Source organism: Pedobacter sp. L105 (genome assembly GCF_009765875.1).
Taxonomy (GTDB): Bacteria; Bacteroidota; Bacteroidia; order Sphingobacteriales; family Sphingobacteriaceae; genus Pedobacter.
Map to the genome: position 1 here is coordinate 17,198 of NZ_LMUP01000003.1, position 15,564 is coordinate 32,761.

Here is a 15,564-nt window from a genome sequence, read left to right on the forward strand (position 1 = left end):
ATGTATCAAAGTATAAAATAATAATAGAATTACGCCAAATGAAGATAAAAACTAAACTCCGCCTCGGATTCGGATTCCTGTTCGTGGTGGTACTGTTGTTCGGTTCCATTTCATTGTATTACATGGATAAAATCTCTGTAAGTGCAAAGGTAATTTTGAAGGACAACTATGAGACCCTTAGTTATACCAGGGATATGCGGTCTATCCTCGATCAGCATGATCTCCCTTTACCCGGAGAGTCAGTTGCGCTCTTCAAAAAGAACCTGGTGCTGGAACAGCATAATATTACGGAAAGGGGAGAAGCGCAGGCGGTAAAAACCTTAACAGATGCATTTCAGGTCATGACTGATCCGAATATCCCTGCCGAACAGCGGAAGCTGGCCATAGCTGGAATAAGAACCCAGTTAATGATCATTGATCGGCTGAATATGGATGCCATTGTGCGGAAAAATGCCGCGGCACAGGCGGCCGTAGAAAAAGCAAGTTTATATCTGGTGACGGCAGCCTCCTTCTGTTTTCTGGTACTGTTCTCTTTTGTAGTTAATTTCCCGGGTTTTGTGGCCAACCCGTTAAGAGAGTTCTCTGAAGCCATTCAGGAAATTGGACGCAAGAATTACAAACAGCGTTTGCACTTTACGGGTACAGATGAATTTTCCGAACTGGCGAAATCTTTTAATGAGATGGTTACGCAGCTGGATAGATGGGAAAATAGCAACCTTGCAAAAATTCAATCCGAGAAATTACGCATTGAAGCAATTATTGAGCAGATGCAGGATGCGATCATTGGTCTAAACGAAAAGCAGGAGGTGCTTTTTATGAACAAGGTTGCGGCACAGATCCTGAACCTGAACGAGGGACAAGTAATAGGCATGGACGTGCGCGTATTGATGAAAAAGAATGACCTGCTGACCAGGATCATGAAAAATGAAGGAAACCAGCAGCCCATTAAGATTTATGCTGATCATAAGGAGTCTTACTTCCAGTTGCAGAAAAGAGAGATCGTTGTCACTGTTTTTGAGGAAGCTGTAGCACCGGTAATCCAGCAAACAGGCAGAACTGCAGGAACTGTTTATATCCTGAATAACATTACCCAATTTAAAGAGCTGGATGAAGCTAAAACCAATTTTATAGCTACCGTTTCCCATGAATTAAAAACACCTATCTCTTCCATAAAAATGAGCCTGAAGCTGATGGACGATGAACGTATCGGAATGATGAACCCTGAGCAAAAACAACTGGTGGCGCACATTAAAGATGATTGCAGTCGTCTGTTAAAGATCACCAGTGAACTGCTTGATTTGGCGCAGGTAGAAACAGGTAATCTGCAGCTGAATTTCGTTAAGGCCGATCCATCAGAGATTGTTAATTATGCGCTGAATGCTGTGCGCTTTCAGGCCAACCAGAGAAATATAGAACTTGAACTTCTTTTAGGAGATGAGCTTTCCAAGGTCAATGCAGATGTAGAAAAAACAGCCTGGGTGCTGATTAACTTTTTGTCCAATGCGTTACGTTATAGTGCAGAAAAATCTAAAGTTCAAATCCTGATAGAGGAAAAGGGTAAAGGCATCGAATTTTCTGTACGGGACTATGGTAAAGGCATCGATGAGCAATACCAGCAGCGTTTGTTCGACCGGTATTTTCAGGTGCCGACAGATGGAAACAATAAATCTGGCTCTGGATTGGGGCTGGCCATTTCTAAAGATTTTATTGAAGCAGAAAACGGAAAAATCTGGGTAGAAAGTGAAATAGGAGAAGGAAGCAGGTTCTGTTTCTTCCTTCCTGCGGTTGACTAATGAGTTATAACCCTACTGGAAATTGATGATCTACCGTGAGGAATGCTACTTACTGATCTACTGTGAGGAATGCTAGTTACTGATCTTATTGAACATTTTGACTGATCCTGCCAAATGCTAATTGCTGATCATGCTAAAGGCCAGTGCTGCTGCTAACTTTGCAGTACGCTGGTCTGTATCATAAGCCGGGTTATATTCTGCAATGTCCATGCTGATTACTTTACCAGAGCTGATAATCGCTGTCAGGCAGCTAAAGAAAAAAGGATCAGGGAAAATACCTGAATAAGCAGGGGCGCTTACACCGGGAGCCGCAGCAGACGAAAATACATCCATACAGATCGTCAAATAAACATGGGTTGATCCTTCGATAAATTCTTTTATCCGGCTAAAGATTTCTTTTTCCCGGGAAGGACTAAACAGCTCCGCAGAAATGTGATTGACGTTTAGCGATAAAGCTCTATTAAACAATAGCTTGGTGTTACTGTTCCGCTGAATCCCGATGGGAAGATAGCGAAATTCTATTCCCAGATCTTTGCAGTCATGAGCTATTTGCAGGAAGCCGGTGCCAGAATTAGTGCCTTTTTCAGCAGGCTCACGCAGATCGAAATGTGCATCAAAATTAATGATGCCAATCGTAGCTGAAGAATTGATATGGTTGTTTATTCCTGAGAAATGTCCGTAAGCAACCTCATGTCCTCCGCCAATTACCAGCGGAAGATAACCTTTACCCAATGCTGCGGTAACCAGATCGGCCAATGCTTGCTGGGCTTCCTCCATAGCTTCCGTATCACAGGTTATATCTCCCAGGTCTACAAACAGTGTTTCTTCGTTAAAATGTACAGGTAAACTGCCAGAGGCCATCCGGAAATGTAAAGGAGCATCTTTTGCCCCTGTACGTCCGCCGTTACGTTTTACACCTTCATCACAGGCAAAACCTATCAGGGCAATTCCTTTTTGCCCGGTTTGTAAAATTGGAATAGTTTCTTCTAAGAGATCTACAGTAACAATCCGCTGATGCCACCGCTGAGATGCGGGATCAGTTCCATCATTGCGTCCCTTCCAGGTAGCTTCGGGGGTTTTATTATAAAATTCAGGGTTGATAACAGCCATATTTTTACGTTTGTAAATTCACTAAAATCGAGTTCTATTTTTAAAGACTTTCTAATTGTTCGCTATAACCGTTCGATTGCCTTAATTGATAATCTTAACTGATCTGAACTCCACTTTTCCATACTGTATATGGTTTCATTTTTCCCTGGTGGTATACTATCTCCCGGTAATCACTGCAGGGATAAGCTTGCATATCAGCTTTCATTCCGGTTTCCAGTTTACCACGGTCATGAAGCCCTAAAGCTCTTGCTGCCCTGAAAGTTATCCCGGCAAATACTTCAGCTGTGCTGAGTTTTTCTGACGCACTCATTACAGCCGCCTGCATCAATAAATCGCCCATAGGCGCTGATCCGGGATTCCAATCGCTGGCAATGGCTACACAGGCACCTGCATCCAGTAATTTCCTTGCCGGTGCATAAGACATGCCCAATCCCAGAGAAGCACCAGGAAGTACAACGGCTACGGTATCAGATCCGCTGATCAGGCCGATCTCCTGAGTTCCGGAAGCTTCCAGATGATCTGCTGATAAAGCGCCTGTTTGTACGGCAACTTCCAGGCCACCGGTAGTAAACTGGTCGGCATGAACAGTAAGCTGAAAGCCCATCGCCTTTGCCGCCATCAGATAATGCAGCGCTGCCGGAACATCAAATGCACTCTCTTCAATAAAAATATCCACGCGACCGGCCAGCTGCTCTGCTTTGATCACAGGCAGCAAATTTTCTATCACGTCATTGAGGTAGTCCATTGCTGAACCTTTAAAATCTTTCGGTAGCAAATGTGCAGCCAGGCAGGTAGGTATAAGATCTGCAGCGGTCTGGCCATTTACTTTTGCAATTGTTCTTAATTGTTTAAGCTCATTATCCAGGTTTAAGCCATATCCGCTTTTAACTTCAATCGTGGTGACGCCTTCAGTTAAATGCCGCTGGACCCTTTTCAATAAAAGACTGGTCAGCAAATCTTCACCTGCCAAACGAGTTTGCGTAACAGAATCCCAGATACCGCCACCGCTTTTTGCAATCTCAAGATAAGACTTACCTTGTATACGAAGACTGTAATCTTTAGCCCTGCTTCCTGCGAAGCAGATATGGGTATGGCAATCTACAAAACCAGGAATTAACACACTTTCCTCTATAATCTCTTCTAGAGGCAGGGCAGGATAGAGAGCCTTTAATTCTTCAAAATTACCAGTCTGAAGAATTAATCCGTTTTCAACGATCACGCCCCCATGATTGATGATCTGAAGCCGACTATCATTTATAGCTCCGCCGGTAGCTAAACCAGTTAGCGGTATGATTTCTGCAAATGGTCCGATTAATTTTTTCATCTCAAGTCTTGTGAATTATTTTATCGCTAAACCAAACTTATCTGCCCAATGCTCTGCCTGCTCATAACCCGCATCTGCATGGCGGAAAATACCCATAGCAGGATCATTATATAACACACGGCTAATGCAGGAAGCTGCCCTTGCTGTTCCATCCGCTACCACAACCATACCCGCATGCTGAGAATAACCCATGCCTACGCCTCCTCCATGATGGAAAGAAACCCAGGTAGCCCCACCAGAAGTATTGGCCATCAAATTAAGCAGGGGCCAGTCGGAAACCGCATCAGAACCATCCTTCATCGACTCGGTTTCCCTGTTTGGAGAGGCTACAGATCCGCAATCCAGATGATCTCTGCCAATCACTATTGGTCCTTTAACTTTACCGCTGGCTACCAGTTCATTGAACAATAATCCTGCTTTTTCACGTTCGCCCATGCCCAGCCAGCAGATCCTTGCAGGCAGGCCCTGGAAGCTCACCTTTTCCTGTGCCTTTTGCAACCAGTTGATCAGGTGGCTGTTCTCAGGAAAAGCTTCCATTAGCGCACGGTCGGTAATATAAATATCTTCAGGATCACCAGACAAGGCTACCCATCTAAAGGGCCCCTTGCCTTCACAAAAAAGCGGTCTGATGTAGGCCGGTGTAAAACCAGGGAAATTAAAAGCATCTTTTTCTCCTCCCTGTCTGGCAAACTCTCTGAGGTTATTGCCATAATCAAAAGTTATGGCACCTAGTTTTTGCAATTCAAGCATGTAGCCTACATGGCGGGCCATACTGCTTAAGGATAGTTTTTTATAAGTTTCAGGATCGGCCTTTCTTAAATCAGCAGCTGCTGAAAGCGATAATCCATTGGGAATATACCCGTTCAGCGGATCATGTGCCGAGGTCTGATCGGTTAGGATATCAGGAATAAACTGGTCGGCAATTAATCGCTTCAACAGGTCGCCTGCATCACTAACTAACCCTACAGACAAAGGTTCTTTCTTTTCTTTAGCCTCTTTAACCCATTGGATAGCTTCATCATAAGAATGTGTAATCCGGTCTATATATTGTGTGTCTACTCTTTTCTGTATCCTTGAAGCATCTATATCCGCACCCAGGAAAATACCGCCTGCCATGGTCGCTGCTAAAGGCTGTGCACCTCCCATACCGCCAATGCCAGCACTCACAATGACCTTTCCGGCCAGGTCATTGTCAAAATGCTGACGCCCGCATTCTACAAATGTTTCATACGTACCCTGTAAAATTCCCTGTGTGCCAATATAAATCCAGCTGCCTGCTGTCATTTGTCCGTACATCATCAGTCCTTTACTGCGCAGCTCATTAAAATGCTCCCAGTTTGCCCATGCAGGTACGAGATTGCTATTGGCAATCAATACGCGCGGAGCTTCAGGATGGCTCCTGATGATACCTACTGGTTTACCTGATTGAACAAGGAGGGAATGATGTTCATCAAGTTCCAGCAGGATCTCGATGATCTTGCGAAGGGCTTCGGGGTTACGCGCCGCCTGACCAATACCTCCATATACTACCAGTTCTTCAGGATTTTCTGCTACCTGTCCGTCAAGGTTGTTTAGCAGCATGCGCAGCACTGCTTCAGTCTGCCAGCTTTTGGCATGTAACTCCAAACCTCTTGGCGCTTTATATACAGGATGTTTGGCGTAAGTATCAATAAATGCTGAATTCTTCATCTTTAGTCAGGTTTATGTGGTTCAGTATAGCGGTTTCTTCAGCAAGGGCCAGTAGCGTTCCATCGCAGATCAGCTGATGCAGCTGATTGATGTCGTCAGAAAAAATGCGGTCTTCGGTAATCGGTGGTACATGTTGTCTAACCAGCTGGTGACAGGCTTCAATAACAGGGGCCGACTGCAGAGGTCTCCGGAATTCTATAGCCTGCGAAGCATATAACAATTCAATAGCCTGTATATATTCCAGGTTATCTATCACCTGATGTAATTTTCTTCCGCTGATAGAACCCATAGAAACATGGTCTTCCTGCCCAAGCGAGGTAGGAACGCTATCTGCACTTGCAGGAAAACAGAGGGTTTTATTCTCAGTAACCAATGCAGCGGTAGTATATTGTGGGATCATCAAACCGGAGTTTAAACCAGCATCGGCAATCAGCAGTTTAGGCAGATCATATCTACCCTCATTCATCAGGTAACAGCGTCGGTCGGCAATGTTGCCCAGCTCAGCAGCAGCTACGGTTACATAATCCAGTGCCATAGCCAGCGGCTGACCATGGAAATTTCCTCCGCTGATGGTATCTTCTGCACTAAAAATAATGGGGTTATCAGTCACTGAATTGAGCTCTATTTCAGTCAGTTCTTTCAGGTGCAGCCAGGCATTACGTGAGGCACCATGTACCTGCGGCATACAGCGGATAGAATAGGGGTCCTGCACACGGCTGCAGTTAATATGTGAGGTTCCAATTTCAGATCCTTCCAGCAAAGCTGATAAGCGCTGTGCTACTAATTTAGTGCCTTTATAAGGCCTTAACTGATGAAGGCGTTTATCAAAAGGGCGTTTAGAGCCGGTTAAGCCTTCCAGTGACATGGCTCCGATTAAATCGGCTATATCTAGTGAATTGCCTAAACGCTGTACTGCTTTTACGGCAAAGGCCAGGATAAACTGCGTGCCATTGATTAGCGCCAGACCTTCTTTTGGGCCTAGTGCCAACGGAACCAGCCCATATTCTTCCAGTACATGGGCCGATGATAACTGGGCTCCCTTGTGAAACACCTGCCCCAAACCAATCAATGGAAGAAAAAGATGTGACAGGGGGGCAAGATCTCCTGATGCGCCTACTGAACCTTTCTCGGGTACCAGTGGAATTACATCATGATCTATAAACCAGATAATGCGTTCCAGGGTTTGTGGGGATATACCCGAATAACCCTGTGCCAGCGCATGTACTTTAGTGATCATCATGATCTTTGCAATCTCTGCCGGTATGGGCTTGCCAACGCCTACACTATGGCTTTTTAGGATGTTGATCTGTAACTGAGACGTGTCTTTTTCAGAAATATGGGTATCACACATTGGCCCAAAACCGGTATTTACGCCATACACAGGCTGCTGGCTGTGCACAATCTTAGTGACCTCTTCTTTAGAAGTCCGAATGGCTTCTGCAGCTTCGGGTCCGATAATGCCCTGTGTTTTACCACTGGCGATATCCAGGCAAATACCAATGGTCAGATGGTCTGTGCCGTATAAAAAAGTATTATTCATGAACTGTAGTATTAATGGGCTGATGAATTTTTTCTGTAATGCTTTTAACAATATTGGTTGACTTGAAAGCCTCTTCCAGGGTAGTTAACGTATTTAAAATGGCATGGCTTTCAGATCCGCCTCCGGCTACTTCTTCCATCGTTTCACGGATAGCGTCCCATACCGGGAGTATTTTTTTTAACAGCTTTTTCCCTTCGGGTGTCAGTTTGATCAGCTGCTTGCGTGCATCTTCCTTGCTGGTTGTCGCTGCAACCAATCCTTTGCTTTTTAAATTGGAAATCAGCTGACTGGCAGCGGGATGGGTAACTTCAATCTGTTCGCACAATTCCTGTATGGATAATGAATTGTTTTCTGATAACAAGTAGAACACCGGGAACCAGGTTGTTTCAAAAACAATCCCTTCTGCGCGGTAAGCTTTGTTAATCTCTGAAAGAAAAACTTCACTGAGCCGTTTTAAACGACTACCTAAAACTAAGTATCCTAATGACTGGTAATAATTCATGGCTAAATATATAAGTAATTATATAAGGTCTTATATATTATTTGATAATTGTATCATTTGTCTTCTAAAAGTTGGAACGAATGAAGATCAATATGTCTGCTTCTGCATGCATCAAGTATTTCATTCATCCAGAATTGCATTTACACAGGATATACTTGTCATCATCTTTTAAATTACATTTTACTGGATAATCGGGAATTGAAATTTCATGCCTGGAAATTTAGAATGGCCTACAGAATTGAAACAGAATTGCAGTTTAATATTGCAGTTTGAACAACTAAACCATGCTTCAGTCAATTTTTAAAGGCAGATATAATGTCTTATTTTCTTTTTTTGCAGTTTTTATTGCTGCCTCTTTTTTAATCCGCTTTGGATTACTGATGGTTTCAATTCCTAAAGCAGATTTTAGTTTTCTTTCCGTTATCCAATTGTTTTTGGTGGGTTTTGTTTATGATTTCGGCGTCGCCTTATTCCTGGGCACGCTGTTCAGCTTTTACCTGTTATTGCTTCCTCAAAAATATACCGATACCATTACCAACAGGATAGTCACTTATGCATGGCTCTCCATCATCCTTTTTATCACCTTTTTCTCTTTTTTTGCAGAGCTTACTTTCTGGCAGGAATTTGAGAGCCGTTTTAATTTTATAGCAGTTGATTACCTGATCTACACTTACGAGGTGATCCACAATATCAATGAATCTTATCCTTTACCACTGCTGATTGGCGGGGTGCTGCTGCTGGTGGCGCTGGTTATCTATATGTTTGCAAAAAGAAAGGTATTTAAACATGCGTTTCAATCTGTTTCTACATTTGGCGGGCGGCTAATGGTTACCGGTTCTTTACTGATCCTGACACTTCTTTATGGTTTTTTCCTGTCTAATTCAAAAGCAGATTACAGTAATAACCGTTACCAGGATGAATTATCAAAAGCAGGTATTTATTCCTTTTTTGCAGCTTTTAAAAACAATGAACTGAGTTATAATGATTTTTATACCACCATTCCCAAAGCAAAAGCTTTTCAGCTGATCAGAGAGGAATTAAAAACACCAAATAGTTCATTCCTTAGTCAGGAAAATTCAATTAAAAGACAAATTACCAATACCGGAAAAGTGTATAAGCCTAATGTGATCATGATCACGGTAGAAAGTCTCAGTGGAGAATTTCTGGCGCACTTTGGAAATAAACAGGGACTTACTCCTGTACTAGATTCTTTGGCAAGCCATAATGTGCTGTTTACCAATTTATATGCTACCGGCACAAGAACAGTGAGGGGGATGGAAGCGCTGACATTATCGGCCCCGCCAACGCCTGGCAGCAGTATTGTTAGAAGACAGGGAAATGAACACCTGAATACAGTGGGGCGTATTTTCCAGAAAGCAGGTTATAGCAGAACTTTTTACTATGGCGGAGACGGGTATTTTGATAACATGAATGAATACTTTGGCAGTAACGGGTTCGATATCACCGACCGTGGCAGAAATCTAAAGTTTGATGATACTTATAAAACCAAAAGAACAATTATTCAGGACAGCCAGGTGCATTTTGAAAATGCCTGGGGTATCAGCGATGAAGATCTGTTCGATGTAGTGATCAAGGGTTCAGATGCCCAATATAAATCTGGAAAACCTTTTTACAGTTTTATCATGACCACCTCCAATCACCGTCCTTTTACTTATCCTTCAGGGAAAGTAAAAGAAGCTTCGGGCAGCGGAAGGGAAGGAGCTGTTCGTTATACAGATTATGCAATTGGTGAATTTCTAAAGAAAATGAGTACCAAACCATGGTATAAAAATACAGTGGTAATCATTGTGGCCGATCATTGCGCCAGCAGCGCCGGGAAAGATGAGATAGATATCAGCAAATACCATATTCCCGCCATTATTGTCAACCTGCCCGAGCACAATCAAATGGAAATCAGCCCTCTTTGTTCACAAATAGATATTTACCCTACCTTGTTTAAATTACTGGGCTGGACCTATGAAAGTAATCTTTATGGGCAGAACGTACTTGATCCTGCTTATCATCCGCGCGCATTATTGGGCACCTATCAGAAATTAGCCTATTTGCAGCAAAATAGCCTGGTGATTTTAGGGCCACAGCAAAAAAATAAAACCTTTCTGTATAATAAACTGAAAAATGAACAGTTACCTGCTAAACTTCCTTCTTCAGTGGTAGACATGGCCGTTGCTTATTATCAATCAGCCTATGATCTGTTTAAGGATGGAGGAATGCATCAGTAATTAGGGAAATTGAAATTAGAGAAGCAATGGATTTTTTTAATTTGATATTAGCTTTATGTTTACGCTGGAAATTAAATAATGTATAGTTGATTGAACTGGGATCTTTTAATGGGACAATTTAAAAAGTACTACCTTCTCCTTTTCTTTTTTGCAGGCAGTTATCAGCTTAAAGCACAACTACCGGTAAGAAATCTCAATTACTTTTTAGATGAAGGGGTAAAACGCAGTCCTTTATTAAAAGATTACCGTAATCAGCAGCAATCCAACCGTATTGATAGTATGCGGATAAAAGCAGGTTATCTTCCACAGGTTACCGCAAGTTCTGCAGGTATGTATGCGCCAGTGGTGAATGGGTATGGTTATGATAAGGTATTAACCAACGGACAATCGCTGGAAGCCCTTCTGAACGTAAATTATAACATCGCCAGTAAGCGGAATATCAACAACCAGCTGGAGGGCATCAGGTTACAATCTGATTCACTGAAATTTGCCGCGGGACTGTCTGTACTGGATCTTCAAAAAGCTATTGCCGATCAATATATTACTGCCTTTGCCAGTCAGCTGCAGGCTTCGTTTAATCTCGAAGTGTATGAATTGCTGAAAAATGAAGAGCAGGTATTAAAAAAGCTAACGCGATCCAATGTCTACAAACAGGTAGATTACCTTACTTTCCTGGTTACCCTACAGCAACAGCAGCTGCAATGGAAACAGGCCGGGCTGCAATTGAAAAATGATTATTCTACCCTGAATTACCTCACCGGTATCCTTGATACTGTAGCCCATCCCCTGGAAGAACCAATTCTTCAGCCATCAACCTTGACGGAAAATACCTTTTTTATCCGCCGTTTTGGAATTGATAGTGCAAAGATCGAAAATCAGAGAAGGTCAATTGATTTTTCCTATAAACCCAAAGCCGGTATTTACGCCAATGGCGGCTACAATTCTTCCTTTGTCTATCAGCCTTACCGGAACTTTGGTACCAGTGTGGGCTTTACAGTTTCAGTACCTATTTATGACGGGCACCAGAAGAAAATGCTGCTGAATAAGCTGACCATAGCACAGCGTACTTCGAGTACCTACAGGGATTTCTTTGTGAACCAGCAGGCACAACAACTGGCGCTGATCCGGCAGCAGATCGCTGATCAGAACGGGTTGTACCAGCAGGTGAGCGAACAGATCAAATTTACCAAAAGCCTGATCCAGGTAGACAGCCGTTTGCTGCAGACCGGCGATATCAGAATAGCTGATTTTATCATTGCCATTAATAACTACCTGTCTGCACAAAACCTGTTGAGACAAACAAACATAAACCGCTTAAAGCTGGTTAACCAGCTGAATTACTGGAACCGATAATGAATAAAATTTTAACCCCTGCATTGCTGATTGTTTATGGCCTGTTCATCGGATTACTGACTTCCTGCCAGAGCGGCTCCGCTACGGCCGATGATGATGTAACGGCTGTTCCGCAAACTCCTGTTAAGGTGAGTTATGTAAGCACTGGTTCGCTGTCTGACGATATTGTGCTCAGTGCTTCTGCTGCTTATCAGGAAAAAAGTTATGTAAAAGCCAACACCAACGGCTACATCCAGAGCTCATCTGTACAGCCCGGTACCTTTGTTAAAAATAACCAGATCTTATTCAGGCTAATTACCAAAGAAGCGCGCGCGATTGGCAATGATATCAATCAGCTGGATCCGGGATTTAAATTTTCTGGTATTTCTACGATCAGGGCAGAAAAAAATGGCTTCGTTACCCTGGTTAGCCATCAAAAAGGGGATTATGTACAGGATGGGGAAGCGCTGGCAGTGATCAGCAACCAGTCCAGCCTGGTTTTCCTGCTGGACCTGCCTTATGAAATGAGGGGACTGGCATTACAAAACCAGATTCTTGACATTACTTTGCCTGACGGTGAAAAACTAAAGGGAACTGTATCTGCTGCTTTACCTTCCGTAGATACACTGGCACAAACCCAGAAGCTAATCCTGAAAGTTAACGCCACGCATCCTATTCCTGAAAACCTGATCGGAAAGGTAAGAATGGTCAAATCTGCGGCTTCCAATACACAACTACTGCCCAAATCGGCTGTGCTGACCAATGAAACTGAAGATGAATTTTGGGTGATGAAGATGATCAACGATTCTACAGCAGTAAAAACCATTGTCAAAAAAGGAATGGAAAATGAAAAGTCTGTGCAGATCTTGTCTCCAGTGTTTAGTGCTAAAGACAGGCTGATCAGCACAGGTAACTATGGATTGGCTGATACGGCGAAGGTTAAAATCATCAGGTAGTTATGAAGAACTTTTTTATTTCCCATAAAAATCCGCTTACTGTAGTTCTCCTGATTATCCTGGCGGGAGGGATTTTCTCTTATCAGCAATTAAAAACCTCGCTGTTCCCTGAAATCACTTTTCCGAAAATAAAGATCATTGCCCAGGCAGACCTGCAACCCGTAGACCAGATGATGATCACGGTAACGCGTCCGCTGGAAAATGCCGTTAAGCAGGTGCCCGATTTGAAAGTGGTAAAAAGCACTACCAGTCGCGGGAGCTGTGAACTTTCGGCTTACATGAACTGGAATGCAGATATCGACCTGAGCCAGCAGCGGATAGAATCACAGATAGAAAAAATCAGATCGACTTTACCCGCAGGGTTGGATATTTCGGTTGAAAAAATGAACCCTGCAATTCTTCCGGTAAGCGGTTATACTTTGGAAAGCAATACACAGTCGCCCATAGCCCTTAAAAAACTAGCTACGTATACCATTAAACCATTTTTATCACAGGTAGAGGGTGTTTCTGAGATCAGGGTAACCGGCGGCAAAGACAAAGAGTACTGGATTCAGCTCGATCAGCATAAAATGAGTGCCCTGGGTATTAATCCCGCCCAATTGAGCGCCACACTTGCACAAACAAATTTTATTAAATCCAATGGTTACCTGTCGGATTATCACTACCTCTACCTATCCATTACCGATGCTACCCTAAGAACTAAGGACGATCTTGAAAACCTGATTGTCAGTAAAAAGAGCAATAGGATCATCAGGGTCAAAGACCTTGCTGAAGTAAAGATACAGGAGGGGGTAGCTTACACCCGGATCAATGCCAATGGAAGGGACGCCATCCTTTTGGGAGTAATTAAACAGCCTAACGCTAACCTGGTAGATCTTTCTGTGCAAATGGAAGAAAAAATCATTGCACTCAGGAAAATTCTGCCCAGAGGAGTAAGCATTAAACCCTATTACAAACAAGCAGATTTTGTAGAGGAATCGGTTAAAAGCGTGAGTGATAGTTTACTCATCGGTTTGGCGCTTGCCATCGTTGTAGCCATCATTTTTCTCCGTTCTTTAAAAGCTAGTCTGGTTATCCTGATTACTATTCCCATTACTTTATGTTTAACCCTGATCGTACTGTATGCTGTAGGTTATTCTTTAAACATCATGACATTGGGTGCAATTGCCGCGGCCATAGGTTTAATCATCGATGACGCCATTGTAGTGGTAGAGCAAATTCACCGTACACATGAAGAGCATCCTGAAGAACCCACGATAAGCCTGCTGAAAAAAGCTATAGATTATCTGTTTCCTGCCATGCTGGGATCATCAGTCAGCACTATCGTTATTTTTATTCCCTTTTTACTGATGACAGGGGTGGCGGGTGCCTATTTCCAGGTAATGACCAACACGATGATCATTGCCCTGGTCTGCTCTTTTTTTGTTACCTGGATCGGCTTGCCTGTAGTGTATCTCCTGTTGACAAAAAATTCATCGGCTAATGCCGTGAAAAGTACTGAGGTACATCAGGCCTCTCAGCAGCAATGGGTATATTTTTTTATTCATAGACCCTGGATCAGTTATGTCGTCATGCTTGTATTGGCTGTTTTAATCGTGGTCATTCTGCCGCGATTGGAAAGTGGTTTCCTGCCGGAGATGGATGAAGGCAGTATTGTGCTGGATTACAATTCGCCTCCCGGCACTTCCTTACAGGAAACAGACCGGATGCTGAGAGAGGTAGAAAAACTGCTGGTAAAAACACCTGAGGTGCAGGCCTATTCAAGAAGAACAGGAGCGCAGATGGGATTTTTTATTACAGAACCTAATACCGGTGATTACCTGATCCAGCTAAAAGCAGACCGGGGAAAAAGTACCGAGGAGGTGATCAGCGATATCCGTCATCAGATTGAAGCTTCACAACCAGCGCTTAAAATAGATTTCGGACAGGTGATAGGGGACATGCTGGGTGATTTAATGAGTTCCACACAGCCTATAGAAGTGAAAGTATTTGGTAACGACCAGCAAAAATTGCAGGTTTTAGCTAAACAGGTAACAGCCTTAATAAAGAAAATACCAGGTACTGCCGATGTTTTTAATGGTATTGTACTCGCAGGCCCATCACTAAGCATACAACCCGATTTCAGGCTGCTGGCCCAATATGGCATTACCCCGGGCGATTTCCAGTTCCAAGTGCAAACCGCTTTGGAAGGAAACCTGATCGGTAATGTTTACGATAAAGAACAGCTTACACCTATCCGGTTGATTTATCCGGGCAGCAGACAATTTGGCCTTGCCGAAGTAGGGAACCTGCAGCTTTTTTTACCTGGTGGTGGTTTGATCCCTATTCAGCATCTGGCAGAGGTAAAGATTAAAAGCGGCGATGCAGAAATCAACAGGGAAAATTTGCAGTCGGTAGGTATTGTAACGGCAAGGCTTGAATCGCGTGATTTGGGCAGTGTAATGGCCGATATCAAAAGAAAAGTGCAGTCGTCTGTTAACCTGCCTGGCGGTTATCATATCGAGTACGGAGGCGCTTATGCAGAGCAGCAAAATTCTTTCCGTGAATTGTTTACCATTTTGATCACATCAAGTCTGCTGGTCTTTAGTGTAATCCTGTTCCTGTTTAAAGATTTTAAAATTGCATTTATCATTCTGGTGATTTCCCTGCTGGGTATTTCAGGAAGTTATATGGCGTTATATCTTACACATACGCCTTTAAACGTGGGAAGTTATACCGGACTGATCATGATTGTAGGTATCATCGGGGAGAACGCCATCTTCACTTTTCTCCAGTTTAAGGAATCACTGCTGGATAAAACAGCAGATGAAGCCATTGTTTATGCAATATCGACACGGTTAAGGCCTAAATTGATGACTGCTTTGGGAGCCATTACCGCATTGATGCCTCTTGCATTAGGGATTGGAGCAGGTGCCCAAATGCATCAGCCTTTAGCGATTGCAGTAATTGGTGGTTTTATCATAGCCATGCCGCTGTTGCTGATTATCCTGCCAAGTATGATAAGCAGGTTCTATCAGAAATAGTCTTAAAGTATCATCCTATTAGATTGAGCACCTCTAAGCCAACGGATAACTTCGG

General features: G+C 43.2%; 10 protein-coding genes. 5 read left to right on the plus strand and 5 right to left on the minus strand.

Annotated features, from left to right (window positions below):
* Positions 1-38: 38 nt before the first annotated feature.
* Positions 39-1,793: an ATP-binding protein gene (locus GSQ84_RS04515; protein ID WP_158796078.1), complete on the plus strand. Its 1,755-nt coding sequence runs from the start codon at positions 39-41 to the stop codon at positions 1,791-1,793.
* A 117-nt stretch (positions 1,794-1,910) separates the two neighbouring features.
* Here the strand turns inward: GSQ84_RS04515 and hutG are convergent, their stop codons facing one another.
* From hutG to GSQ84_RS04540, 5 genes are all read right to left on the minus strand, one after another.
* Positions 1,911-2,903, minus strand: a complete 993-nt coding sequence (hutG, locus tag GSQ84_RS04520) for a formimidoylglutamase (protein WP_158796079.1) — start codon at positions 2,901-2,903, stop codon at positions 1,911-1,913.
* Between the two features lie 94 nt (positions 2,904-2,997).
* Positions 2,998-4,227, minus strand: a complete 1,230-nt coding sequence (gene hutI, locus GSQ84_RS04525; protein ID WP_158796080.1) for an imidazolonepropionase — start codon at positions 4,225-4,227, stop codon at positions 2,998-3,000.
* A gap of 15 nt (positions 4,228-4,242) precedes the next feature.
* Positions 4,243-5,916, minus strand: a complete 1,674-nt coding sequence (gene hutU / locus GSQ84_RS04530) for a urocanate hydratase (RefSeq protein WP_158796081.1) — start codon at positions 5,914-5,916, stop codon at positions 4,243-4,245.
* Complete coding sequence (hutH, locus tag GSQ84_RS04535; RefSeq protein WP_158796082.1) at positions 5,894-7,456, minus strand: histidine ammonia-lyase; 1,563 nt, start codon at positions 7,454-7,456, stop codon at positions 5,894-5,896. The genes hutU and hutH overlap by 23 nt, the downstream gene beginning before the upstream one ends.
* Positions 7,449-7,958: a MarR family winged helix-turn-helix transcriptional regulator gene (locus GSQ84_RS04540; protein WP_158796083.1), complete on the minus strand. Its 510-nt coding sequence runs from the start codon at positions 7,956-7,958 to the stop codon at positions 7,449-7,451. The genes hutH and GSQ84_RS04540 overlap by 8 nt, the downstream gene beginning before the upstream one ends.
* Before the next feature lie 284 nt (positions 7,959-8,242).
* Here GSQ84_RS04540 and GSQ84_RS04545 point away from each other — a divergent pair, with 284 nt between their 5' ends.
* The 4 genes from GSQ84_RS04545 (at position 8,243) to GSQ84_RS04560 (ending at position 15,509) form a co-directional block, all read left to right on the plus strand.
* Positions 8,243-10,198 carry an LTA synthase family protein gene (locus tag GSQ84_RS04545; protein WP_158796084.1) on the plus strand — a complete coding sequence of 652 codons (1,956 nt, stop codon included), beginning with the start codon at positions 8,243-8,245 and terminating at the stop codon, positions 10,196-10,198.
* Positions 10,199-10,306: 108 nt separating this feature from the next.
* On the plus strand, positions 10,307-11,551 hold the full coding sequence (locus GSQ84_RS04550; RefSeq protein WP_158796085.1) for a TolC family protein: 1,245 nt from the start codon (positions 10,307-10,309) through the stop codon (positions 11,549-11,551).
* Positions 11,551-12,486: an efflux RND transporter periplasmic adaptor subunit gene (locus GSQ84_RS04555; protein ID WP_158796086.1), complete on the plus strand. Its 936-nt coding sequence runs from the start codon at positions 11,551-11,553 to the stop codon at positions 12,484-12,486. Before GSQ84_RS04550 ends, GSQ84_RS04555 begins: the two co-directional genes overlap by 1 nt.
* Positions 12,487-12,488: 2 nt before the next feature.
* A complete protein-coding gene (locus GSQ84_RS04560) occupies positions 12,489-15,509 on the plus strand; it encodes an efflux RND transporter permease subunit (protein WP_158796087.1) in 3,021 nt (1,006 codons plus the stop codon).
* Positions 15,510-15,564: the final 55 nt, after the last annotated feature.

Excerpts from the sequence above, each read along its gene's own strand:
- hutG (WP_158796079.1), bottom strand. The coding sequence starts at position 2,903 with ATGGCTGTTATCAACCCTGAATTTTATAATAAAACCCCCGAAGCTACC.
- GSQ84_RS04545 (WP_158796084.1), top strand. The coding sequence starts at position 8,243 with ATGCTTCAGTCAATTTTTAAAGGCAGATATAATGTCTTATTTTCTTTT.
- GSQ84_RS04550 (WP_158796085.1), top strand. The coding sequence starts at position 10,307 with ATGGGACAATTTAAAAAGTACTACCTTCTCCTTTTCTTTTTTGCAGGC.
- GSQ84_RS04555 (WP_158796086.1), top strand. The coding sequence starts at position 11,551 with ATGAATAAAATTTTAACCCCTGCATTGCTGATTGTTTATGGCCTGTTC.
- hutI (WP_158796080.1), bottom strand. The coding sequence starts at position 4,227 with ATGAAAAAATTAATCGGACCATTTGCAGAAATCATACCGCTAACTGGT.
- hutH (WP_158796082.1), bottom strand. The coding sequence starts at position 7,456 with ATGAATAATACTTTTTTATACGGCACAGACCATCTGACCATTGGTATT.
- GSQ84_RS04515 (WP_158796078.1), top strand. The coding sequence starts at position 39 with ATGAAGATAAAAACTAAACTCCGCCTCGGATTCGGATTCCTGTTCGTG.
- hutU (WP_158796081.1), bottom strand. The coding sequence starts at position 5,916 with ATGAAGAATTCAGCATTTATTGATACTTACGCCAAACATCCTGTATAT.
- GSQ84_RS04540 (WP_158796083.1), bottom strand. The coding sequence starts at position 7,958 with ATGAATTATTACCAGTCATTAGGATACTTAGTTTTAGGTAGTCGTTTA.
- GSQ84_RS04560 (WP_158796087.1), top strand. The coding sequence starts at position 12,489 with ATGAAGAACTTTTTTATTTCCCATAAAAATCCGCTTACTGTAGTTCTC.